This is a genomic window from Youxingia wuxianensis (assembly GCF_014385085.1).
Lineage (GTDB): Bacteria > Bacillota > Clostridia > Oscillospirales > Ruminococcaceae > Youxingia > Youxingia wuxianensis.
The window spans coordinates 13,788-34,260 of record NZ_JACRTD010000014.1; the positions used below are offsets into that span (position 1 = coordinate 13,788).

General features: G+C 48.7%; 23 protein-coding genes and 1 rRNA gene. 10 read left to right on the forward strand and 14 right to left on the reverse strand.

Annotated elements, in window-relative coordinates; translation table 11 throughout:
* The first annotated feature begins 29 nt into the window (after positions 1 to 29).
* The 6 genes from H8705_RS13165 to H8705_RS13190 all read left to right on the forward strand — a co-directional run bounded on the left by H8705_RS13165 (position 30) and on the right by H8705_RS13190 (position 6,087).
* On the forward strand, positions 30 to 1,205 hold the full coding sequence (locus tag H8705_RS13165) for an ABC transporter permease (protein ID WP_262396250.1): 1,176 nt from the start codon (positions 30 to 32) through the stop codon (positions 1,203 to 1,205).
* Complete coding sequence (locus H8705_RS13170; protein ID WP_262396251.1) at positions 1,205 to 2,269, forward strand: ABC transporter permease; 1,065 nt, start codon at positions 1,205 to 1,207, stop codon at positions 2,267 to 2,269. The genes H8705_RS13165 and H8705_RS13170 overlap by 1 nt, the downstream gene beginning before the upstream one ends.
* A gap of 231 nt (positions 2,270 to 2,500) precedes the next feature.
* Entirely contained in the window at positions 2,501 to 3,667 is a 1,167-nt protein-coding gene (locus H8705_RS13175; protein ID WP_262396252.1) for an iron-containing alcohol dehydrogenase, read from the forward strand.
* 18 nt (positions 3,668 to 3,685) lie between these two features.
* The gene (locus tag H8705_RS13180) at positions 3,686 to 4,609 is read left to right on the forward strand and encodes an aldo/keto reductase (RefSeq protein WP_262396253.1); all 924 of its coding nucleotides are present in this window, start codon (positions 3,686 to 3,688) and stop codon (positions 4,607 to 4,609) included.
* Between the two features lie 162 nt (positions 4,610 to 4,771).
* On the forward strand, positions 4,772 to 5,401 hold the full coding sequence (locus tag H8705_RS13185) for a potassium channel family protein (RefSeq protein WP_262396254.1): 630 nt from the start codon (positions 4,772 to 4,774) through the stop codon (positions 5,399 to 5,401).
* 23 nt (positions 5,402 to 5,424) lie between these two features.
* Positions 5,425 to 6,087, forward strand: a complete 663-nt coding sequence (locus H8705_RS13190; RefSeq protein WP_262396255.1) for a potassium channel family protein — start codon at positions 5,425 to 5,427, stop codon at positions 6,085 to 6,087.
* 356 nt (positions 6,088 to 6,443) lie between these two features.
* Here the strand turns inward: H8705_RS13190 and H8705_RS13195 are convergent, their stop codons facing one another.
* Together H8705_RS13195 and H8705_RS13200 are read right to left on the reverse strand one after the other, a co-directional pair.
* Positions 6,444 to 6,863, reverse strand: coding sequence for a hypothetical protein (locus H8705_RS13195; protein ID WP_262396256.1), 420 nt, complete (start codon positions 6,861 to 6,863; stop codon positions 6,444 to 6,446).
* A gap of 21 nt (positions 6,864 to 6,884) precedes the next feature.
* Positions 6,885 to 7,361: a metallophosphoesterase family protein gene (locus H8705_RS13200; protein WP_262396257.1), complete on the reverse strand. Its 477-nt coding sequence runs from the start codon at positions 7,359 to 7,361 to the stop codon at positions 6,885 to 6,887.
* A 218-nt stretch (positions 7,362 to 7,579) separates the two neighbouring features.
* Here H8705_RS13200 and H8705_RS13205 point away from each other — a divergent pair, with 218 nt between their 5' ends.
* The 3 genes from H8705_RS13205 to H8705_RS13215 all read left to right on the forward strand — a co-directional run bounded on the left by H8705_RS13205 (position 7,580) and on the right by H8705_RS13215 (position 8,853).
* On the forward strand, positions 7,580 to 7,831 hold the full coding sequence (locus H8705_RS13205) for a hypothetical protein (RefSeq protein ID WP_262396258.1): 252 nt from the start codon (positions 7,580 to 7,582) through the stop codon (positions 7,829 to 7,831).
* A gap of 102 nt (positions 7,832 to 7,933) precedes the next feature.
* A complete protein-coding gene (locus H8705_RS13210; protein WP_262396259.1) occupies positions 7,934 to 8,461 on the forward strand; it encodes a hypothetical protein in 528 nt (175 codons plus the stop codon).
* On the forward strand, positions 8,458 to 8,853 hold the full coding sequence (locus H8705_RS13215) for a hypothetical protein (RefSeq protein WP_262396260.1): 396 nt from the start codon (positions 8,458 to 8,460) through the stop codon (positions 8,851 to 8,853). Before H8705_RS13210 ends, H8705_RS13215 begins: the two co-directional genes overlap by 4 nt.
* 275 nt (positions 8,854 to 9,128) lie before the next feature.
* Here the strand turns inward: H8705_RS13215 and rsmI are convergent, their stop codons facing one another.
* The 11 genes from rsmI to H8705_RS13270 all read right to left on the reverse strand — a co-directional run bounded on the left by rsmI (position 9,129) and on the right by H8705_RS13270 (position 19,410).
* A complete protein-coding gene (gene rsmI / locus H8705_RS13220; protein ID WP_262396261.1) occupies positions 9,129 to 9,947 on the reverse strand; it encodes a 16S rRNA (cytidine(1402)-2'-O)-methyltransferase in 819 nt (272 codons plus the stop codon).
* Between the two features lie 2 nt (positions 9,948 to 9,949).
* A complete protein-coding gene (locus H8705_RS13225; protein WP_262396262.1) occupies positions 9,950 to 10,678 on the reverse strand; it encodes a tRNA1(Val) (adenine(37)-N6)-methyltransferase in 729 nt (242 codons plus the stop codon).
* A gap of 126 nt (positions 10,679 to 10,804) precedes the next feature.
* Entirely contained in the window at positions 10,805 to 10,972 is a 168-nt protein-coding gene (locus H8705_RS13230) for a DUF362 domain-containing protein (RefSeq protein WP_262396263.1), read from the reverse strand.
* 140 nt (positions 10,973 to 11,112) lie between these two features.
* On the reverse strand, positions 11,113 to 11,979 hold the full coding sequence (locus H8705_RS13235; RefSeq protein WP_262396264.1) for a PSP1 domain-containing protein: 867 nt from the start codon (positions 11,977 to 11,979) through the stop codon (positions 11,113 to 11,115).
* Between the two features lie 34 nt (positions 11,980 to 12,013).
* A complete protein-coding gene (locus H8705_RS13240) occupies positions 12,014 to 12,976 on the reverse strand; it encodes a DNA polymerase III subunit (protein ID WP_262396265.1) in 963 nt (320 codons plus the stop codon).
* Positions 12,976 to 13,299, reverse strand: coding sequence for a cyclic-di-AMP receptor (locus tag H8705_RS13245; RefSeq protein WP_262396266.1), 324 nt, complete (start codon positions 13,297 to 13,299; stop codon positions 12,976 to 12,978). The genes H8705_RS13240 and H8705_RS13245 overlap by 1 nt, the downstream gene beginning before the upstream one ends.
* Positions 13,300 to 13,359: 60 nt before the next feature.
* Positions 13,360 to 14,703, reverse strand: a complete 1,344-nt coding sequence (locus H8705_RS13250; protein WP_262396267.1) for an aminotransferase class I/II-fold pyridoxal phosphate-dependent enzyme — start codon at positions 14,701 to 14,703, stop codon at positions 13,360 to 13,362.
* Positions 14,700 to 15,752, reverse strand: a complete 1,053-nt coding sequence (locus H8705_RS13255) for a lipid II:glycine glycyltransferase FemX (RefSeq protein ID WP_262396268.1) — start codon at positions 15,750 to 15,752, stop codon at positions 14,700 to 14,702. Before H8705_RS13255 ends, H8705_RS13250 begins: the two co-directional genes overlap by 4 nt.
* A 292-nt stretch (positions 15,753 to 16,044) precedes the next feature.
* Positions 16,045 to 18,285 (reverse strand): vitamin B12-dependent ribonucleotide reductase, encoded by a 2,241-nt coding sequence (locus H8705_RS13260; protein ID WP_262396269.1) that lies wholly within the window; start codon positions 18,283 to 18,285, stop codon positions 16,045 to 16,047.
* Positions 18,286 to 18,431: 146 nt separating this feature from the next.
* Positions 18,432 to 18,785 (reverse strand): DUF4234 domain-containing protein, encoded by a 354-nt coding sequence (locus H8705_RS13265; protein ID WP_262396270.1) that lies wholly within the window; start codon positions 18,783 to 18,785, stop codon positions 18,432 to 18,434.
* Between the two features lie 85 nt (positions 18,786 to 18,870).
* On the reverse strand, positions 18,871 to 19,410 hold the full coding sequence (locus H8705_RS13270) for a hypothetical protein (RefSeq protein ID WP_262396271.1): 540 nt from the start codon (positions 19,408 to 19,410) through the stop codon (positions 18,871 to 18,873).
* 368 nt (positions 19,411 to 19,778) lie between these two features.
* Here H8705_RS13270 and H8705_RS13275 point away from each other — a divergent pair, with 368 nt between their 5' ends.
* Positions 19,779 to 20,222, forward strand: a complete 444-nt coding sequence (locus tag H8705_RS13275; RefSeq protein WP_262396272.1) for a hypothetical protein — start codon at positions 19,779 to 19,781, stop codon at positions 20,220 to 20,222.
* Positions 20,223 to 20,344: 122 nt separating this feature from the next.
* Here H8705_RS13275 and rrf read toward each other — a convergent pair.
* Positions 20,345 to 20,461 (reverse strand): 5S ribosomal RNA (rrf, locus tag H8705_RS13280).
* Between the last annotated feature and the right edge of the window lie 12 nt (positions 20,462 to 20,473).

Below are 20,473 nucleotides of genomic sequence, written 5' to 3' on the forward strand. Positions count from 1 at the left end.
AATAATCTTATAAAAAAGGGGGCCGGATTATGGGGCTGTTTTTGACCAGTCTGAAGATTACCCTAAAGCATAGCGGCAAGCGGCTGATTTTTCTTCTGCTGGTTTTCGCCGTCTGTTTTGGCGTGGTTTTCACCGCTTTTTCCTCTGCCCCGGACAAAGAGCCTTCCCCTTTGGCTTCCATCGGCATTATCAATAACGATACTCATCCCATCAGTTCCTTTGCCCTGTCCTCAGTGGATGATTTGGGGCGTGCTTCCTCCCTGTTTTCCGCCCAGATTATTAGCCCCGCTCAAAAGGACTTTTCTGTGTTTACCGCGGTAATTACTATTCCGGAAGGGTTTATTGAAAGCGTAATGAACGGGACAAACCTTTCCCCTGGGGTGGAGGTGAATATCTCCTCTCCTATGGAGGCGTCCTTTGCCCGGCAGATGGCTTATGTGGGGGCAAAGTATCTTTCCAGCGCCCAGCTTGGAATTTATACTGTGCTCAACCAGGCCCAATATGGCGCCGAGATGTCTGCTCAGGCTTACCAGCAGCTTTTGCTGGGAGTAAATTTGGAATTTATGCGTCTTTTTCTGGACCGGCTGACATTGATTGAAGAACATCCTCTTTCTGCTACCGGCGCCTTGGGGCTCAAGGAGTATTATATCGTTTCTATTTGTGTTATGCTGGTTTTCATGTACGCTTTTTTATATACGCCGGCAGTGCTGGCTTTGTTTTCTTTTTCCCGATCCTGCAGACACTGCCCGGGCAGCGCCCGAGCGCTGTTTTTTTCTTCCCTGGTCTCCTGCGCCTTGTTGGAGCTGGCGCTCCTTCTGCCGTTGTATTTGGCTGTGAAAAGATATTTTTCCTTTGCCCTCTCCCCTTCCCATCTGGCGGCGCTGGGACTTTTATCCTTGCTTTTCGCCTCGTTTGTGCTGCTGTGCGCCCTGCTGACCCTGGAGGTGAAGGCCGCTGCCGCTTTGGGGATTTTTTTGTCGCTGGGGATGGGAGTTATTTCCGGCGGATTTCTGCCGTTGGAGCTGATGCCCCAGGTGCTGCGTAAAATCGCTCCTTGGACGGTTCATTACCAGGGCGCGGCCTTGATGGGCGGCTTTTTCACCCCGCAGCCGGCCAGCTTTTGGCCGCCGGCTGTAATGACAGGCGTTTTGTTGGCTGTGTGCGGGTTTCTTTGGAGATGGCGGTTAGGAAAGGGGGCGGTCTGATGTTCTTTTTTACTCTGTTTCGCTTGAAATTAAAACAGCAGCTGCGTTCGCCTGTTTTTTTAACCTTCTCGGTTTTTTTCACGGCGTTTGTCCTGGGAATGGCCCTTCTTCTTCCCGTCCCTTCCTCCAATGGTCCTCAGATCGGCGTTCTTTTTGAAAAACAGGACGCCCTTTCCCAGAAAATGCAAACCCTGCTTTCAGAAAATGAGGATTATCCTTTTGTTTTTTATTCGGATCTTTCCAGTATGACTGAAGATGTTCTCTTAGGGCGGCTTCATTGCGCTTACGGTATCCGGGACGCTGTTCCCGCCTCCCTTTCCCAAGAGCGCTGTATCGACGGCTATTATACAGACGGGTCCTATTTAAGGGGCCTGACCGACGAAATCGTTCTGTCCTGTTTTTTGGACGCGACCTCCCTTTATATTTCGGAAAATTACGCCTTAAAAAGCGGCGTGGCACAGCCGTCCGATTTCCCTCAGATGGAAAGCTATTTTCGCCAGCTTTCCAAAAATGGCGATCTTATGAAAATTAACCTGATTCCGGTAGGAAATGTTCCTGTCCATGACGCTCCGTCTCCCAGCGCCGGGACACAGCCTTTGCTGTATGCGGTCTTTATTTCGGTGTTTCTTAGTTTGTCCGTGGTGTGCGCTCTGCTCCAGGGACGCAAAGAATCAGAGTCCTTACGGTTTCTTTCCCTTACAGGCAAACGGAAATTTTCCTGCGCCTTTGCCCCTGCGCTGGCCATAGGGCTTGCTAATATAGGAGTTTTGCTGGCGTGCGATCTGCTGTTAAATCTTTGCCTGGGGGCTCAAAGCCTCTATTCTTTCCACGCCCGGCTGACAATGCTTTCGCTGTTGGGCGCGGCTTCTTCCCTGCTGATGGTTTTCCTTTCCCGGATACGTACAGGTTCCCTTGCAATTATGGCGCTGACCCCTCTGTTTCTTTTGTGCAATATCTGTTTTTCCGGGGCAGTTTTCAACCCGGATTATTTGCCCTGGGGATTGGGGATGCTGAAATATTTGTGTCCTGGCTGGTATGGAATTAAGATCTTAGGAGCCTTGTGAAAATAGTTGTTATTTTTCCCATTCCCGTGTATCATAATAGAAAAAGGTCATAGGAGATAGGGCGAGCAGAGCTCCACCTCAAAAGGCGGCCGTCCCTGCCGGCCTTTTGTATAATTTTAGGCGGATACCCCCTGTCTATTCCAGCAAAAACAGATGGCATTTGTGCTTTGACAGCCGCATAAGCTGCTTTTTAAAAAGCGCAAACCCAATAAAAAAAGGAGGCCGTTAAAAATGAATTTTTCCTACTATATCCCTACCCGAATCCTGTTTGGGAAAGGACAGCTGTCCAATTTAAGCGCCCAGGAGCTTCCGGGGAAAAAGGCGATGATTGTAACGTCCTGCGGCGGTTCTATGGAAAAATACGGATATCTTGCCCGAGTGCAGGAGCAGCTGAAAAAAGCCGGCGTCGATTATGCGGTTTATAACAAGATTTTACCCAACCCCATTAAGGACCATGTGATGGAAGCTGCCCAGCTGGTGCGGGAAACCGGCTGTGATTTTATCCTTGGACTGGGCGGCGGCAGCAGTATTGACTCCGCCAAGGCGATCGCTGTGATGGCCCCCAATACCGGGGATTACTGGGACTTTATTTCCGGCGGCACTGGAAAAGATATTACCCCGCCGGTGGACCCTCTGCCGGTGGTCGCCATTACCACTACAGCAGGTACGGGAACAGAAGCGGATCCCTGGACGGTAATTACCAAGTCCGAAACCAATGAAAAAATTGGCGGCGGTTATGATAAAACCTTCCCGGTGCTCTCGATTGTAGATCCGGATTTGATGATGAGCGTTCCTCCTGTGCTGACCGCTTACCAGGGCTTTGACGCTTTATTTCACAGCACAGAAGGATATTTAAATAATACCGCCAATGTAATGAGCGATATGTACGCGTTAAAATCCATCGAGCTTATTGGAAAGAGTCTGGCTCAGGCGGTTCATCACGGGGACGACCAGCAGGCCCGGGCGGACGTGGCTTTGGCCAATACCCTGGCCGGGATGGTGGAAAGCACCTCCGGGTGCATTTCAGAATATTCTTTGGCTCACGCTATGAGCGCTTTAAGCCCTCAGCTCGTCCATGGGGCGGCGCTGATTATGATCAGCCGGGAATATTATACCCGCTTTATTGAAATGGGAGCCTGTCCGGAACGGTTTGTCCAGATGGCGAAGGCTTTGGGGAAGGCGGACGCCTGCCGTCCAATGGATTTTGTGGACGCCTTGGTCTCCCTTTTGGAAAGCTGCGGCGTAGACGGGCTGAAAATGAGCGACTACTTTTCCTTGGAAGATCTGAAAGCAATCTCTCAAAATTCCCGAGATACCATGGGTTCTCTGTATTCCAAGGATCCTATGGTACTGAGCGCAGAGGATGAGCTGATTGTACTGAAAAAATCCTATAAATAGGAGAAAGGCGGGAGTGGGATGAAATATCTTTCTATTGCAGGCACAGATTTATACGCTTCCAACATCGTTATGGGCTGTATGCGGCTGAAATCCCAAACCAAAGCCCAGGCCCAAACAATTGTAAAAACCGCCCTGGACGAAGGAATCAATTTTTTTGATAACGCAGATATCTATGGGGACGGACTGTGCGAGGAAATATTTGCCGAAGCGGTGGGGATGTCCCCTTCTGTACGGGAGAAAATCATCGTACAAACAAAATGCGGTATTGTCCGGGGCTGCGGGTATGATTTTTCCAGGGACTATCTGGTAAAAGCCGCGGAAGCCAGCCTGAAACGGCTGAAAACGGAATATGTGGACCTGCTTTTGCTCCACCGACCGGATCAGCTGATGGAACCCCAGGAGGTGGCGGAAGCCTTCGCCTATCTGCACAGCAGCGGCAAGGTGCGTTATTTTGGGGTGTCCAACCACAATCCTATGCAAACCGAGCTTCTTCAGCGGGCGATTCCCTATAAGCTGGTGGTAAACCAGCTGCAGCTAAGCGTATGCCATACGCCGATGATCGACTCGGCAATCACCTTGAATACCCACCATAGCCAGGCCGTTAACCGGGATGGAAGCGTTTTGGATTACTGCCGGCTCAAAGAGATAACCATTCAGGCCTGGTCCCCTTTCCAATATGGAGTGTTTGAGGGTCCATTTTTAGGGAACTTGGAGAAGTACCCCCAATTAAACCAGGTAATCGATGAGATTGCCGCCGCCTACGGGGTTCCCAACACTGCGGTGGCCATCGCCTGGATTACCCGTCATCCGGCGGATATGCAGGTGGTGATCGGCACGATGAATCCCCAGCGGATGAAAGACGCCTGCCAGGGCTCCCAGCTGCGTCTTACCCGTAAAGAATGGTATCGTATCTATCAGGCGGCGGGCAATATTATTCCCTAATGCACTGACAAAGGCCCCGGCATGCCGGGGCCTTTGCTTATGGCTAAAGATCTTGTTAAAACTGCCGCCTTTTTCCATAGGCGCTTTATTATTTTTCTATTTGGGTGTATACTAACTTTATACATTTCTAATATTTCCTGTAGAAAGGATGTCCGTTTTTCTATGAATATTTTAATTGTCGGCTGCGGCAAAGTAGGTTCCCAGCTGGCTAATGTGCTTTCTAAAATGGGCCACGACGTATCGATTGTGGATCCTGACGAGGAGCGTTTTTCCAATCTTTCAGATGAATTTGCTGGGTATACCGTAACCGGGGTGCCCATCGACCAGGATGTTCTGCGCAAAGCGGGAATCGAAGGCTGCGAAGCTCTGGCCGCAGTGAGCAACGATGATAATATGAATGTGATGGTTTGCCAGATCGCCAGCGAAATTTTCCATGTGCCTAAAGTGCTTGCCCGAATTTATGATCCCGCCCGGGGGGATGTGTTTTCCCATTTTGGCCTGCATACGGTATGTCCCACAAATCTTTCGGTGGACGCTCTTTACTCGATGCTCACCGACCGGGACCGGATTAAAAATGTGTACCTGGATACCACTACCGTCGCTTTTGACGCGGCTCCCGCTACAGAGGAAGAGATCGGAAGGCGGGTTTGCGATTTGGAAAAAACAGACGATGAGAAGGAAATTTTATTTGGGCTTTTACATTCCAACGGCGGGCTGGAACTGGCGTATACCGCTTCTTTGACCGTAATTAAACCAGACGACCGGCTCCTTTACGCTAAAATAGTGGATTAAGCCATAAGAAAGGGTTAAGAGGTATGGAGATCATAGTTGTAGGCGGCGGAAAAGTAGGATATTATCTTACGAAAACTTTGTTGGAGCATGGACATGAGCCGCATATGATAGAAATTAACCGGGAGACTTGTACAAAACTTGCCAATGAGCTGGATATTCCTATTATTTGCGGGGACGGCAGTATTAACGAGGTGTTGGAAAGCGCCGGAGCCGGGGATGCGGATGCCTTAATTGCCGTTACCGGACGGGACCAGGATAATCTGGTGGCCTGCCAGCTGGCAAAAAAGTTTTTCGGGGTAGAGCGGACGGTAGCCCGCGTCAATAATCCCAAAAACGCTGCTGTGATGAAACAGTTTGGGGTGGATATCCCTATTTCCAGTACGGATAATATCGCCCGTTTATTGGAGCGGGAGGTAGATACCTCCGCCATTAAGCAGCTTATCAGCATCAACCGGGGGGAAGCCTCCTTAAGCGAGCTTCAGGTCCCGGCAGGATATCGGTTAAACGGCGTGCGCTTAAGCGAGCTGCTGCTGCCGGAGGAATCCATCATCGTCTCCATCACCCGGGACGGCCGGCTGATTATCCCCCGAGGCAATACGCAGATTGTCAGCGGTGACAAAATTGTGGTGATGTGCGCTAATTCCGTCCTTCATGAACTGGCCAGAAAGCTGGCCCTGGAGAATTGATCTGCGGTCATGCGGGCTGATGCGCCCTGCTTTTGACATGAGAAGAGGCGGGCGCCCGTATTCTCTGCAAATTGTATTCAAGCCCTGAAGACAAAAGCTGTTTTTTGTTTCGGGGCGGGAAATTTGCGGCTGATCTGAAAAATGTTCCTCTTTGATACAAATTTTAAACAATAACGCCGAAATATCAAAAGCGCCTTCCGCCCATGGGCGGAAGGCGCTTTTTTGCTATTATAAGTCAATTCCCAGAAACTGTTTTACCAGCAGCCCCAGCAGAATTTGTTTTGTCTGCCCGCTGATCTGTATGTTCTCCATAAAAACGCACCCTTCTCTCCCACGCCGTAATATTTACTGCCGCTTTATTCATAAGGGGTCAAGCTGTCAAACACTTCCCATGGAGAGTTTTCATCCTCCCGGGAAAGATATAAAACATGTATCATCTTCCCTTCGCTGTAAGGGACCTTCGTATTGTCGTAATCCACCGTATATCTTGTTTCAACTGCTGTCATATGATCAATGAACCCCTGCGACCAGCCTCGCTCCCCTGCGATGTCGCTGTCCTTATACCTCTGCCGTATCCGCTCCGTTTCCTCCTCCAGCACCTGAGCGCTTTCAAACTCATAAGCCAATACCGCGCCGTCTTCCCGCTCCATCTGCTGACCCAGATATTCCTGTGCGGCCCAAAGGGGATCCGGATCGGTTGGGGCGTGGGCACATCCTGTGGGCCCCATCAAAAAAACTGTGAAGAAAACCGCTAGCCACACTCCTGTTTTTTTCATTTTTACCCCCTCCCAGTCCGCTTACAGCTGCTGGTTATAGCACACAATCCCGCTATCGGCAATATCGATAATTCCATAGCTTCCCGTACTCATCCCTCTGGGCATCCCAAGACTGCCGGGGTTCATAATATGCATCCCGTCCCGATATTCCACAAAAGGAATATGGGTGTGCCCGTACAGTACAATATTGGCGTGCATTTGCCAGCCGGCGCGTACCAGCCCCTCAATGGAATATTTCACGTTATACATGTGTCCGTGGGTATAAAAGATTTTGGCTTGTCCGCAATGAAAACATCCGGCAATTTCCAAATCGGTGCCAAGGTCGCAGTTCCCCCGGACGCCTAAAAACTTAATCTCCGGGAACATGGATTTTACCTCTTCAAATTCCGCTGCCCCGTCTCCCAAATGGATAAAAATATCCGCTGTACGATGTTTTTCCACTAAATCGATTACCGCCGCTAAATTCCGGTGGCTGTCAGACATTACGATAATTCGCATATAGCTTTTATACCTCATACTTCTCCCAAAATAGGGAATTTCCCGTTTCCCAAGTAGAATATCTTTTATTACTATAACATAAAATTTATCACATACACAATACCCCTGGCATATAATAGCAAAGAGTAATTCTTAAGCGGTTTTCGCAGATTTTCCCTGAAAAAACCAAACATTTTAAATAAACCGCTGGAATAAAATAGTGTAGGGGTGACGCATAGTTGAGTAACTTTAACTTTTCACAGAATCAAATGGATCAGCTTCTTCATATGGCCAGTAAAAAAATGGGAACCGACCCGGAAAACCTCAAGCAGCAGATGCAAAACGGGTCCTATGAAACTATTTTAAACGGCCTTCCTTCCCCGCAGGCGGCCCAAATCCGCAGCTTTATGAGCAATCCGCAGGCCCTGGAACAATTGATGAACTCCCCAAAAGTCCGTGAACTTCTTCAAGGACTGATGGGTAAAAACTAAAAATATACCTATAAGGCAGGCGGGGGCGTATTTGATCAGATAAATACTCCTCCGCCTTATACCCACTAGCCAGGCAATCTTTTATAAGGGGGATGTAAGCAGATGGATGATTTAAGCTCAACAATAAGCCAGATATTAAACGACCCTGCCAAAATGGAACAATTAAAACAGGTCGCTCAAGCAATGGGAATTACTCCTCCCGACGCTTCCGGGCAGGCCCCTTCTCCTCCCCCTGTAAACAATGGACCGGCTCCCGCTGCCGGCAATGGAACCGGGCCGGATATCGCTTCTATTCTGTCCGCTCTCAGCGGCGCGGCAAACGGGAACGGCGGAGGAGCATCCATGGGACAAAACTCTGCCGGGAATAATTCCAATAACAGTTCCAGCTCCGGAGGCTTTAATCTGGGTATGCTCGCAAAAATTCAGGAAATCCTCTCCAGCTTTAATTCCGATGATAAAAATACACAGCTGCTCCGAGCCTTAAAACCCCATATCTCCGAAAACCGGGCAGGGCGTATTGACGACGCGGTACGTATTATGCAGTTAATCAGAGCCTGGCCTGCCGTAAAAGACAGCGGACTGCTGAATAATATACTGGGTAATATTTTAGGCGGAGGTGGTTCCAAATGATGAGGTGGAACAATACGAAAACCTATACGGAAGAAGATATGATGCGTATGCAGCAGGAAGCGATCCGGCGGGTACGGGAGATGCAGGCCCAAGCCCAGGCCGCCCCTTTTGTGGGGCGTTCGGCGCCGGAACCGACCCTTCATCCCCTTCCTCCCATTGAAGCGGAATCCCGGGTGATAAATGAAGAGCAGGAACCCTCCGGTTCTTCTGTGAACCCTTCCCCTTCTCTTCCTCAACAGCACTCTCCAGGGTCCAGTTTTCCCCTTGCGGGTTTGTTGGACAAATTTAATGTGGACAGCGAAACCCTTTTGATCCTGGGACTAATCTTCCTTCTCTATAATGAAAAAGCGGATATGCCGCTTTTATTCGCTTTAGGCTACTTACTGTTATAATCTTCCCTGAAAAAAGCATCCGGCAGGTGTTCAGCTGCCGGATGCTTTTTCTCTCCTCAAAGGAATAAACCGGCTTCACACAAGTGAAACCGGTCCAAGCAAAAGAACACCTATTTGCTATTCCTTTATAAAAAAGTCCACGGCTAAAAGCGCAAAAGAGGTCAGTGATGTTGAGGGTATCACGGATAAAGGCACCGTGGCTTTCAATAAACTGTATAATTCCCTTTGAATTAAACTCATTGTATCATAAGTTCAGTAGTCTGTAAACCCTCAATCTATAAACACATTTTGTATAGCTGGCCTTTTTTATATCCAGTTTGTCCGGCAATTTCCTTCGCCGCCTCGGACAAGGACATCCCGCCCTCGCACAGCATCTTTACCATCTGAGCTGCTTCCTCCAAGGACAGCTCCGGTTCCTTTTTGTCCGGCGCCCCTTCAATTACCAGCACAAATTCCCCCTTGGGGGGATTTTCCTGATAATACCCAAGCCCTTCCCGCAGGGTGGTGCGCCGCACCTGTTCATGCAGCTTTGTCAACTCCCGGCAAAGTGAGATTTTCCGATCCCCTAAAACCTCCAGCAGATCTTTTAGGGTGGCCACCAGCTTATGAGGCGCTTCATAAAAGATCAGCGTCCTGGGGTCGTCCTTAATCTGCAAAAGGTGCTCATGGCGGCTGGCCCGTTTGACGCTTAAAAACCCTTCAAAAGTAAACCGGGACGTGGACAGTCCGGAAACTGCCAAGGCGGAAATCACCGCGCTGGGGCCGGGCACCACCTCTATGGGGATATTTTCCTCAGCGCATAGCTTGACCAAGTCTTCTCCCGGGTCGGAAATGCACGGCATTCCCGCGTCGGTAATAACGGCGCAGTCCTCCCCGGCTAAAATACGCGCCATAATTTCTTCTCCCCGCTGGCGCAGGTTGTGTTCATAATAGCTGATCATGGGCTTTTTTATTCCAAAGTGATTTAGCAGCTTTAAAGAAACACGGGTATCCTCCGCAGCGATAAAATCGCATTGGCCCAGCACCTCCACCGCCCGGGGAGACATATCCCCTAAATTTCCAATAGGGGTGCCCACTACATATAGCTTTCCCATATTCATCCCGTTCCTTTCCGGTAAATCCGAAGAAGCTCCTTGGAAAACCCCTGTTCCCCCTGAATAATCAAAGGGCTTTCCACCTGGAGAAAGGGCTTGGAGCCTTTTTTCCCCTCCGCCAAAAACAGCCAGGGCGCCGTATCCCCTTTCTGCTGCACAAAACGAATCCGTTTTGGCTCCAGAGCATAGGCCCGCATCATTCCCAGCACATCCGCCAGCCGCTCCGGTCGCTGGCACAGGCAGAAGCGGCCTCCGAACCGCAGAAGATATGCCGCCGCCGCGCATACATCCTCAAGGGAACATAAGGTTTCATGGCGGGCGATCTTATCACTGGCGGCCTCGCTGATAATTCCGGCGTTTTTTTCCTTATAGGGAGGATTGCAGGTGACCAAATCCACCGATCCTGCTTCTATACGGCCTTTGAGTGCCTTTAAATCCGCATGCACCGGAATGAGTTTTTCTTCCAAAGAATATTTACTAATAGTAATATTTATTTGTTCTATTGCTTTTTGTTGAATTTCTACCCCATACGTTTTTTGGGGACCGTTCTCGTCCCGCAGCCACAGCAGCGGGATAATCCCGCAGCCGGTGCCCAAATCACAAGCAATATCCTTGCGGCGGGGGGCGGCAAAGTCCGAGAGCAAAAAAGCGTCCGTACCAAATTTATGTTCTGGGGTGACGCACACCCCCAGATTTTCCCCCAGGGGCTCAAAGGTATAGTTAAATTCCATGGCGTATTGGAAGAAGTCTTCCTCCTCCTGTCCTTTTTATGTAAAGCCTCTTTGCTTTTCAGGAAAAAAACAAAAGCCCCTGCGTGGGCAGAGGCTTTCATTTAAAACGATAAGTATTATTTTGCCTTATTCAGGTTTAATCGCCTCAACAGGACAATCCGCAGCGCAAGCGCCGCATTCAATGCAAGTACCCGCATCGATAGAATAGATATCGCCTTCAGAAACTGCGCCAACCGGGCAGGTTTCCTTACAATTGCCGCAAGCGATGCAGCTGTCGCCAATTACATATGCCATGGAAAACACCTCCATAAAAATTTATCATCCCGCGCAATGTGGGTTTTTAACAGAACACAAGAACTGTTACATGCCTATTTTACCACAGTCTTTTTAAAAAGCAATACCAATTTATTATCAAATTCTACAAATGCGTCCGTTTAGGTGTCCCGCTCCAGCTTTTTCAGCTCCGCGTCTACGCCGTCCATCTTAAGTTCCGCGTCCTTAATCAACCGGACTTCCTTTTTGTTATAGTATTTTGCTGCGGCCGCGTCTTTTTCCGGCGCCACTTTAAGCATCCCGGTCAGAAGGTTGACTTCCACCACCGTCCCCCGGCCATCTTTTGTTTTTACAAACGCGCCCTGTTTCGGGGTGGTACGCAGAAGGTCCTCATACGCCTCCTGTTCATATTTTAAACAGCACATCAGTCTGCCGCAGGTGCCGGAAATTTTAGTAGGATTTAATGAGAGGCCCTGTTCCTTGGCCATTTTTATAGATACCGGCTGAAATTCCCCTAAAAAGGTAGAGCAGCAAAACGGCCGCCCGCAGATGCCCAGTCCTCCCAGCATTTTCGCCTCGTCCCGCACGCCGATTTGACGCAGCTCAATCCGGGTGCGGAATACAGACGCCAAATCTTTGACCAGTTCCCGGAAATCCACCCGGCCGTCCGCGGTAAAGTAAAACAATATCTTATTATTGTCAAAGGTAAACTCCACGTCCACCAATTTCATATCCAGTTTGTGCTTTTCGATCTTTTCCAGGCAGGTCTGGAACGCTTCTTTTTCTTTTTTCCGGTTTTCTTCCACCCGGTTTAAATCTTCCGGGGTAGCAATACGTATGACCTTTTTTAAAGGTTTTACAATATTTTCATCAGAAACTTCCCGGTTGGCTACCGCCACTTCCCCACATTCAATCCCCCGGGCGGTTTCTACAATCACGTGGATCCCTTTTTGTACCACAATAGAATCCGGGTCAAAATAATATACCTTTCCTACGCTTTTAAATCTAACCCCTATAATCTCTGCCATTGATGGTCCTCCGTTTTTCTATTTAACCGTTGGTTTAAGCGGATAATATTCCTTTTATCTTTTCGCACAGCCCGGCGGACAACACAGGGATATTCCCGTTTCGCTGGGCATAATTTGCGGTTTCCTCTATTATATCAGCAATTTTCACCGCTTGCAACGGCGTTAGGCGGCTAAGCGCCTTTGCGGGGGAATTTGGATCGCTGGTATACCTTGCAATGGCAAGTTTTCCAAACAGCTCCTTTGCCAGAACCATCAGCTGGAGAAATCCCTCCCGGTCTTTTTCATATTCTTTCAGTATCAACAGGCTTTGATATCTTTGATCAAAAAGCAGCTTGTCCCGCAGCTTTTGCGCGTCTGCCGCAGTTTTTGATGGTTTGGCGCTTCCCAGCTTCTCCATCGCGGCTCCAATATTGCCGCCGGCGCCGGCTGCGGCTGCTTGATATTCAGCTGGCGGTTTGCCTGGAACCAGTTCTGCCAACGCTTTGGCGCAATCTTCCACCGAAGGAATCTCCATTTCCATACTGGTGACCCGGGACAGGATGGTAGGCAGCATTTGAGAACGGTTTTCACACAGAAGCAAAAACCGAACGAACTCCGGCGGCTCCTCCAGGATTTTAAGCAGCGCGTTTTGAGCAGAAGTATTCATCGTATGGGCGTTATCGATAATATATATCTTGCATTTCCCCTCATTGGGAGAAATATAGGCGTCCTGGCGGATTTCCCGCACCAGATCAATGGGAAATTCTTTTTTCCCCGGAGGCACCGTATAATATAAAACGTCCGGGTGCACGCCTTTTTCCACCTTTACACATGGCCCGCATTGGAAACAGGGGACCTTTTCTCCTTGGCAAAGTGCGTATTGGGCGATCAGGCGGGCGGCGGTTTTTTTCCCGCTCCCCCGCGGTCCTTCCAAAAGCAGGGCATGCGGCAAACGCCCGCCAGAACTAAGTCCGGCGAGCGTGGTCTGCAGTTTTCGATTACCGAAAAGCGATATCATCACAGCTTCTCAAATCTTTCAATATCCACTACAAAAATAGTAGCGCCACCTACCTGTACTTCCACGGGGAAGGAGGTGTACATCCCCACCCCATAAGAGGCGGAGGAGGGTACCATCTGGGTGCGTTTTTTAGAATGACGGCCAATGATTGCAATCACTTCATCCACTTTATCATCTTCCGTACCAATAATAAAAGTGGTGTTTCCCGCCATCAAAAAGCCGCCGGTAGTCGCCAGCTTAGTGACGGAAAATTTGTGGCTGGTTAAATGTTTTGCTACTTTTGAACTGTCATCATTGGAAACAATAGCGAATATAAGTTTCATTTTATGCCCTCCTTTTTTAATAAGGCTTTGCCCAAAGGATTGGACCGCTGTTTTGTATCCCTATTTTACCACATTTACCTTCACTGCGCCATAGTTTTTCAGCATTTTAATACTATCTTTATTTAGCTTTTCTCCGCTGACTACCACAGGGATCCCCGGCGGACAAGGACAAATCACTCCTGCGGCGATCCTTCCTTCGCAATTTTCCACCAAAATTTCCTCATGAGGGGAAAACTCCGCTTCCCGTATGGACATGACCTGCTCTCCGAAATACAAGGGAAACCGGCTTGGCGGTATATAATCCGGCTGTTTTTTTGTCCGGCGGACCATTTCCTTCACCCGGGAAAAGTCTTTTTCTGTATTGTACCCGCTGGCCATGAATACACAGGCGCTGCCGCTGACATATTCCGGTTCGATCCCAAAGGCGTGAAGATGGGCAAGGAATGTCTGCGGTGTGTATCCCAGCGCCCCGAAGCCCAGGGTAAGTTTTGCCGGGTCGCATTTTCCCCGGGGCAGGAGAAATCCCTGGTCGGCAGCCTGCCTGCGGATGCTGTCCAGAATTTCTGCCGTACGGCAAAATTCTGCCGCCGCCTGCTGGGCGGCGTACTGCGACCCAAGGTCGCAGGACAGCAAAATGGGAAAACTGGGGCTGGTGGAACCAAACATGGACATACGCTGCCGAGCGTCGCGGATGAACCGCGCGTTGTTAATATGAAGCAGCGCCCCTCCTGTGAGAACAGGCAGGGTTTTATGCAAAGAATCCGCGCACAGATCCGCCCCGCAGTCCATGGGGTGCATCCGGCCGTACTGTTGGGCGGGATAAAACTTCAAATGCGCCCCATGGGCGTTATCAATCATTAAAGGCGTCCCATATTTTTTGCAGACCTGCGCGATTTCCTCTACATCGCTCATGACGCCGAAATAGTCCGGCGTGGTAATGTATACCCCCGCTGCGTCTAAATTTTCTTTCAGGGCTTTTTCCACTGAGGCGGCGCTGTAACGGCCGAGAAACCATTCCCCGGCATCCATTTCCGGCGTCAGCCAGACAGGGGTAAGATTTAAATGAGCCATGGTATGTACCGCGCTGAGATGGACATTGCGGGAGATAATTACCTTGCTGTTTAACCCGCATACTAAGGCCAGCATGGTCTGGATACACAAGGTGGCTCCCCCTGCTGAAAGAAGGCTTTGCTTCGTCCCATATATCCGCCGGAAGTTTTCCTCGCAGGCGGCAATAGGACCGCTTCCCTGATACAAGCTGTCCATTCCGGTAACCTCGGTAATATCATATGGATAAATCTCTTTTAATATGCCCTCTCCTCTGCCTTTGTGTCCCGGCATATGAAACCGGGACAGATCTTTTCGTATATATTCCTGCAGAGCCTGCGCTATCGGCAGTTTCATCCTCGTTTCAGTCTCCTTTTTATATGTCCCAGCTTTTCATTGGCGTCAATGGCTTTGTCCACAAGTTTTGCTTTTATCGGGGAATAAATATAATCAAACTCCCCTGCCAGTTCATCCAGCTGGCCGTTGAATCCTTTTTTAAACCGATAAAGTCCATACAATGGGTTGCTTTCATCCAAATTGCCGGAAACCCCTTGGAAATCATATACGGTGCATCCCGTTTCAATCGCCCATTGAATCATTTCCCATTGGATCAGATAATTGGGCATGACATTCCGGTGAGCGTTATCCGAAGCGCCATACACGTAGCAGGTTTTTCCCGCATAATTGGTGGTAATCGCGCCAGAAATAGCTTTTCCCTCATAAAAGGCCATATACAGCCTCACATGTTCCCCCAAAGCGTCCAACATCCGTTCAAAATACGCTTTGGGCCGCACATTAAAGCCGTCTCGCTCTCCCGTAATCTGCATTAAGCGGATAAAGTCATCCAAATATTCTTTGCCCACTACCTTCACTTCTACCCCATGTTTTATAGCGACCCGTACATTATAGCGGGTTTTTTGGGTAATGGAGGCAAAAATTTCTTCTTTGGTCCGCCCCTGTAAATACAGCCGATAGTTAAACCGGGCCTGGATACATTCAAAGCCGTCTCCGCCAGTAAAGTGGGTAAATCCTAATTCTTTGGCAATCCCAAGAAACTGTGTATCCCCTATCAGGACGTCCGGATCCATTTTAAAAGCATGGGCATGGTATCGTTTTGCCAGAGCGTCAACTCCCGCTTTTAAATCGCTTAATACTTCTTTGTTGTGAAGATCACACACCGGGCCTCTGGGGGAATATAAAAAGGCTGTTCCAATCAGTGGGATTTTTTGGATCAGCACTGACATAGCTCCGATAATTTTCCCACTTTCATCTCGGGAGACCACCGCTTCATATCCCCAGTTGCTTTTTACCTTGCGCCACTGGGTGGATTGCGTAAAACAAGAATTGGGATGGGTGCTTACAAAAGCTTCATATTCGTCATAGTGATCTTTCGTTATAATCTCCAACGCTGACACTCCTACTCTTATGCTGTCGCTCCGCGAAAGGCAGCGATTTTTTTCCATATTACAGTTTGTTTCTTATTATACCACAAAACAATGGCTTTTTCCGTATTTTCTAAAAAAGACCGGCTTTGAGGTTTTCTCCCTGGCCGCGCCGCTGAAGCGCGGCGGAGGAAGGGGCGCTTTAAAGGGCGGGGCCAGGCGATTTTTTATTAAATAATGCTCCGGCGGCCTATGCTGGCTGCATGGGCCGCCGGAGTAGAAAAATTTCAAGAAGACAGCAAATAAATCCCCGGGATCAGTTGCATTTAGAATATCCGCAGCTTCTGCAGCTGACACAGCCTCCCTCATGTTCCAGTTCGCTTCCACATTCGGGACAGAATTTAGCGTGCTTGCTGATCACCTCAGACGCAGATACTTTTTTAGGCTCCGCCAGCATATGATTTACCTTTTGATTGGCAATCATATCCGCTGTTTTCTTCACTACCCTGGCAATGGCGTCCGGACAGGAAGTACACTTCATTCCTGTATGGCGGATGGTGGACGGACAGCGGATTCCCCGCAGCTGTTCCAAAATCTCATCCATGCTCACCCCGGAACGAAGGGCGATTGACACCAGCCGCGCCGTCGCCTCCGATTGGGACGGACAGCCGCCTGCTTTGCCGGTGGAAGTAAACACCTCGCAAATCCCATTTTCATCATAGTTTACCGTAACATATAAGTTGCCGCAGCCAATTTTCATCCTTTCCGTCAGACCGCAGGTAACCTCCGGACGAGGACGGGGGCGGATATCATGTAAAATCGGGAGCTGCTCCTGCTGTCCCTCTTTTTTGACCGAACCAATGTTCAGCACCTGGCTGTCACGGCTGCCGTCCCGGTAGATGGTGACCCCTTTACAGTCCAGCTTATATGCCAGCATATAAACTTCTTCTACCTCCTCAACCGTAGCGTCATGGGTAAAGTTTACGGTTTTAGATACGGCGTTGTCCGTATGGCGCTGGAATGCCGCCTGCATCTTTACATGATATAAGGGGCTGACGTCATGGGAGCATACGAATACCCGGCGAATATCTTCCGGAATTTCTGAAATGTGCGCCAAACTCCCTTCCTTGGCAATTTTTTTCATTAGCTCATCAGTATATAGTCCCCGTTCCTCCAAAATTTCACGCAGAACAGGATTTACCTCGATCATTTCTGTTCCATCCATAACGTTGCGGATAAACACATATGCAAATACCGGCTCTACCCCGGAGGAGCAGCCTGCGATAATTGAGAGGGTCCCGGTGGGAGCAATTGTAGTAATGGTAGCGTTGCGCAGAGGTTCTCCGGAAGCAAAGATACTTTCACTGAACAAAGGAAAGCTTCCTCTTTCTTTGGCCAGCGCCATGGATTCTTTTCTTCCCTTTTCTGTAATAAAGTCCATCACTTTTTCCGCAAGCTCTACCGCCTCGTCAGAATCATAAGGGATTCCCATATACAAGAGCATATCCGCCCAGCCCATCACTCCAAGACCAATTTTACGAGTTTGCTTCGTCGTAAAATCAATCTGTTCCAAGGGATATTTATTTACCTCTATGACATTGTCCAGGAAATGTACGGCAGATTTCACGGTATTTTCCAGCTTTTTATAATCCAGCTGATATTTTCCGTTTTTCTTGGCCAGCATATTTACTAAATTGATGGAACCTAAATTACAGGATTCATAAGGGAGCAGCGGCTGCTCTCCGCAGGGGTTGGTGCTTTCAATCTCCCCCTGGGAAGGAACTACATTGTCCCGGTTAAGCCTGTCCAGGAAAATAATCCCCGGTTCGCCGTTTCTCCAGGCGCTTTCTACAATTTTGTTGAAAACCTCCCTGGCGTCCAGCTCCCCAACTACTTCCTTATTTTTCGGATCAATCAATGTATAGGGTTGGTGGTTTTCCACCGCATGCATAAATTCTTCTGTGATCCCTACGGAGATATTAAAGTTAGTAATATCTGCGTTGTTCTTTTTACAGTCGATAAAATCCAGCACATCCGGGTGATCAATCCGCAAAATCCCCATATTTGCTCCCCGGCGGGTACCGCCCTGTTTTACCGCTTCAGTAGCCATATTAAACACCCGCATAAAACTTACAGGGCCGCTGGCCACGCCGCCGGTAGTACGCACAGTGGAGCCGCTGGCGCGCAGACGGGAAAAGGAAAATCCCGTACCACCGCCGGATTTATGAATTAACGCCGCTTGCTTAATGGCCTCAAAAATTTCTTCCATACTGTCCCCTACCGGAAGCACAAAACAAGCGGAAAGCTGTCCTAACTCCTTTCCCGCGTTCATTAAAGTCGGGGAGTTGGGCAGAAATTCCAGGTTTGTCATCATGTCGTAAAATTTCTTTTTTGTAGCTTCGATATCCCCCTGGGAATTATAATGCAGATCCGCCTGGGCAACTGCGCCGGCTACCCGCTCAAACATCCCCTCCACTGTTTCAATATTTTTCCCGTTTTCATCCTTCACTAAATACCGCTTTTCCAGTACGGTGAGTGCGTTCTTCCCAATTTTCATTATACCAACATTCCTTTATCTTGTAGTTTTATTTGTTAATCAACACCATATATTGTATCACATTCCCTCTATAAGTACAACTAAAAGAAAAAAATAATCCCGCCGAAAATGCTCCGGCGGGACTGTTCGTTTTTAACGAATTTTCACTAAGCCTGAGGCTGCGCTAAGAAATTAATCTGAGACTGCATAATTCCCTGGGAAACAATGGAAAACCCAAAAATCGCCAGCACCAAACAGACTACACTGTTGTCTGACGTGTTTTTCCCCATTTTCAGGGAAAGATCAAATAATTTCTTATTATATTTCCACAGCCAGTAGTATCCATAAATACCACAGGTAATAATTGTGAATAAAATCTCCAGGCCCGCATTTTCCGAGGTGTCCCCAATGGTATTATTAACCTCTTGCGAGGTCTGGTACATCCATACATAATAATAGATACCGCAGGTGACAATCGAAAGAATAATAGTAGTCGCCACGCTTCTGTTAGTAATGTACATAGTAAACCTACTTCCCTCTTAAAAATAATTTTATAGATCTCGCCCCATTTATTTTACCATCTAAATAATAGAAGTTCAACTAAATTTACCAAATGGAAATAAGTAGCAAAACAATACCAATCCCGGGCATCACCACCCACGACACCCTCTGACAAAAAATATACAGATCGGTAGGCTGCGGATCTTCCACCCACCACATATGGCTTAACTGAAATCCTAGCAAGGGCCATCGGATATCAATGGCTGTCATAGCAAACAGCAGCAAAGCCAATAACGCGCTCCATCCCTCGCCCCGTGAAACAACCCCGTCTCCTGTGACGATTCGGGCCATTTCATAATAAGAGGGCTGAAAATTTTCATAAGGATTGTCTTTATTAAAGCTCACTTCTATTTCACCAAAATAAATCTCTCCTGTGTCACTGAATAAAAACAGCCCATCCTTTTGATAGTTCCCTTGAAAAAGCGGCTTCCCCTTTTGGGAATAGATCCTTATCGGACGCTGGTAGTCTGCCTGTTCCCCCAGCCAAAGGAAATAGGTCTGTACCTGGCCATCCGGCAGGCGGTAGGTGATCTCGCTGTTTCCATCCAACCAGGAGAAACTATCACCGACAGTTCCCCGCCCCAAAAGCTGTCCCTTGTATACAGAACCGTTTCCCCTTGCTGATGTCGGGTTAGGAAAACGCCTTTTTCTCCGAAGCGGATTCCCTGGCTAAAGAAAACAGCAAGATACCAAACCGCCAATGCTGATAATACACAGCAAAGGACAATTTTGCTCCATTTTTTATGATTATTTATAGCCGCGCCGAGAAAATCGAAGATTTTCCCCCGCCCTTGGCGGGAAAAGCGCTCTGCGCTTTGAGGCGCTGGCTGCAAAGGGTTTCCCTTGGTTTCGCAAAAAGCGAAACCATTCCCGGACTCCGTCCGGGGGCAAAACATTGTTTTGCCGGTACTCTTTATAGCCGCGCCGAGAAAATCGAAGATTTTCCCCCGCCCTTGGCGGGAAAAGCGCTCTGCGCTTTGAGGCGCTGGCTGCAAAGGGTTTCCCTTGGTTTCGCAAAAAGCGAAACCATTCCCGGACTCCGTCCGGGGGCAAAACATTGTTTTGCCGGTACTCTTTATAGCCGCGCCGAGAAAATCGAAGATTTTCCCCCGCCCTTGGCGGGAAAAGCGCTCTGCGCTTTGAGGCGCTGGCTGCAAAGGGTTTCCCTTGGTTTCGCAAAAAGCGAAACCATTCCCGGACTCCGTCCGGGGGCAAAACATTGTTTTGCCGGTACTCTTTATAGCCGCGCCGAGAAAATCGAAGATTTTCCTCATAGTCTCCTCCTAACTGTTATTACCATAACAAATCCTGCTAAAAAAGAAAACCCTAAGTCTTGCTTTGTTCATTGGCTTTTAGTCAATTTTCCCTATTTTTCATGGCATCAGGCAGCCTTTTAAGTTTTTCAGCGTCTGGAAGGGGACACACAGTATTTTCTCTTCTAATAAAAGTAGCAAAAAGGGGATACTTTACTGCACGGACACAAAAAAAGAACCACAGTTATTACCATGGTTCTTTCAAGAGCTGGCATAGACCTATTTTCCCAGGGGGTTTCCCCCCAAGTATTTTCGGCACGGATGAGCTTAACTACTGTGTTCGGGATGGGAACAGGTGGGACCTCATCGTAATAAACACCAGCCAAAACATATAA

What these genes read in the sequence shown, in the direction of transcription:
- H8705_RS13265 (WP_262396270.1), bottom strand. Translation starts at nt 18,785, where the DNA reads ATGTACATTACTAACAGAAGCGTGGCGACTACTATTATTCTTTCGATT.
- H8705_RS13240 (WP_262396265.1), bottom strand. Translation starts at nt 12,976, where the DNA reads ATGATATCGCTTTTCGGTAATCGAAAACTGCAGACCACGCTCGCCGGA.
- H8705_RS13165 (WP_262396250.1), top strand. Translation starts at nt 30, where the DNA reads ATGGGGCTGTTTTTGACCAGTCTGAAGATTACCCTAAAGCATAGCGGC.
- H8705_RS13210 (WP_262396259.1), top strand. Translation starts at nt 7,934, where the DNA reads ATGGATGATTTAAGCTCAACAATAAGCCAGATATTAAACGACCCTGCC.
- H8705_RS13260 (WP_262396269.1), bottom strand. Translation starts at nt 18,285, where the DNA reads ATGAAAATTGGGAAGAACGCACTCACCGTACTGGAAAAGCGGTATTTA.
- H8705_RS13200 (WP_262396257.1), bottom strand. Translation starts at nt 7,361, where the DNA reads ATGCGAATTATCGTAATGTCTGACAGCCACCGGAATTTAGCGGCGGTA.
- H8705_RS13215 (WP_262396260.1), top strand. Translation starts at nt 8,458, where the DNA reads ATGATGAGGTGGAACAATACGAAAACCTATACGGAAGAAGATATGATG.
- H8705_RS13170 (WP_262396251.1), top strand. Translation starts at nt 1,205, where the DNA reads ATGTTCTTTTTTACTCTGTTTCGCTTGAAATTAAAACAGCAGCTGCGT.
- H8705_RS13190 (WP_262396255.1), top strand. Translation starts at nt 5,425, where the DNA reads ATGGAGATCATAGTTGTAGGCGGCGGAAAAGTAGGATATTATCTTACG.
- H8705_RS13225 (WP_262396262.1), bottom strand. Translation starts at nt 10,678, where the DNA reads ATGGAATTTAACTATACCTTTGAGCCCCTGGGGGAAAATCTGGGGGTG.
- H8705_RS13245 (WP_262396266.1), bottom strand. Translation starts at nt 13,299, where the DNA reads ATGAAACTTATATTCGCTATTGTTTCCAATGATGACAGTTCAAAAGTA.
- H8705_RS13185 (WP_262396254.1), top strand. Translation starts at nt 4,772, where the DNA reads ATGAATATTTTAATTGTCGGCTGCGGCAAAGTAGGTTCCCAGCTGGCT.
- H8705_RS13230 (WP_262396263.1), bottom strand. Translation starts at nt 10,972, where the DNA reads ATGGCATATGTAATTGGCGACAGCTGCATCGCTTGCGGCAATTGTAAG.
- H8705_RS13235 (WP_262396264.1), bottom strand. Translation starts at nt 11,979, where the DNA reads ATGGCAGAGATTATAGGGGTTAGATTTAAAAGCGTAGGAAAGGTATAT.
- H8705_RS13250 (WP_262396267.1), bottom strand. Translation starts at nt 14,703, where the DNA reads ATGAAACTGCCGATAGCGCAGGCTCTGCAGGAATATATACGAAAAGAT.
- H8705_RS13195 (WP_262396256.1), bottom strand. Translation starts at nt 6,863, where the DNA reads ATGAAAAAAACAGGAGTGTGGCTAGCGGTTTTCTTCACAGTTTTTTTG.
- H8705_RS13180 (WP_262396253.1), top strand. Translation starts at nt 3,686, where the DNA reads ATGAAATATCTTTCTATTGCAGGCACAGATTTATACGCTTCCAACATC.
- rsmI (WP_262396261.1), bottom strand. Translation starts at nt 9,947, where the DNA reads ATGGGAAAGCTATATGTAGTGGGCACCCCTATTGGAAATTTAGGGGAT.
- H8705_RS13175 (WP_262396252.1), top strand. Translation starts at nt 2,501, where the DNA reads ATGAATTTTTCCTACTATATCCCTACCCGAATCCTGTTTGGGAAAGGA.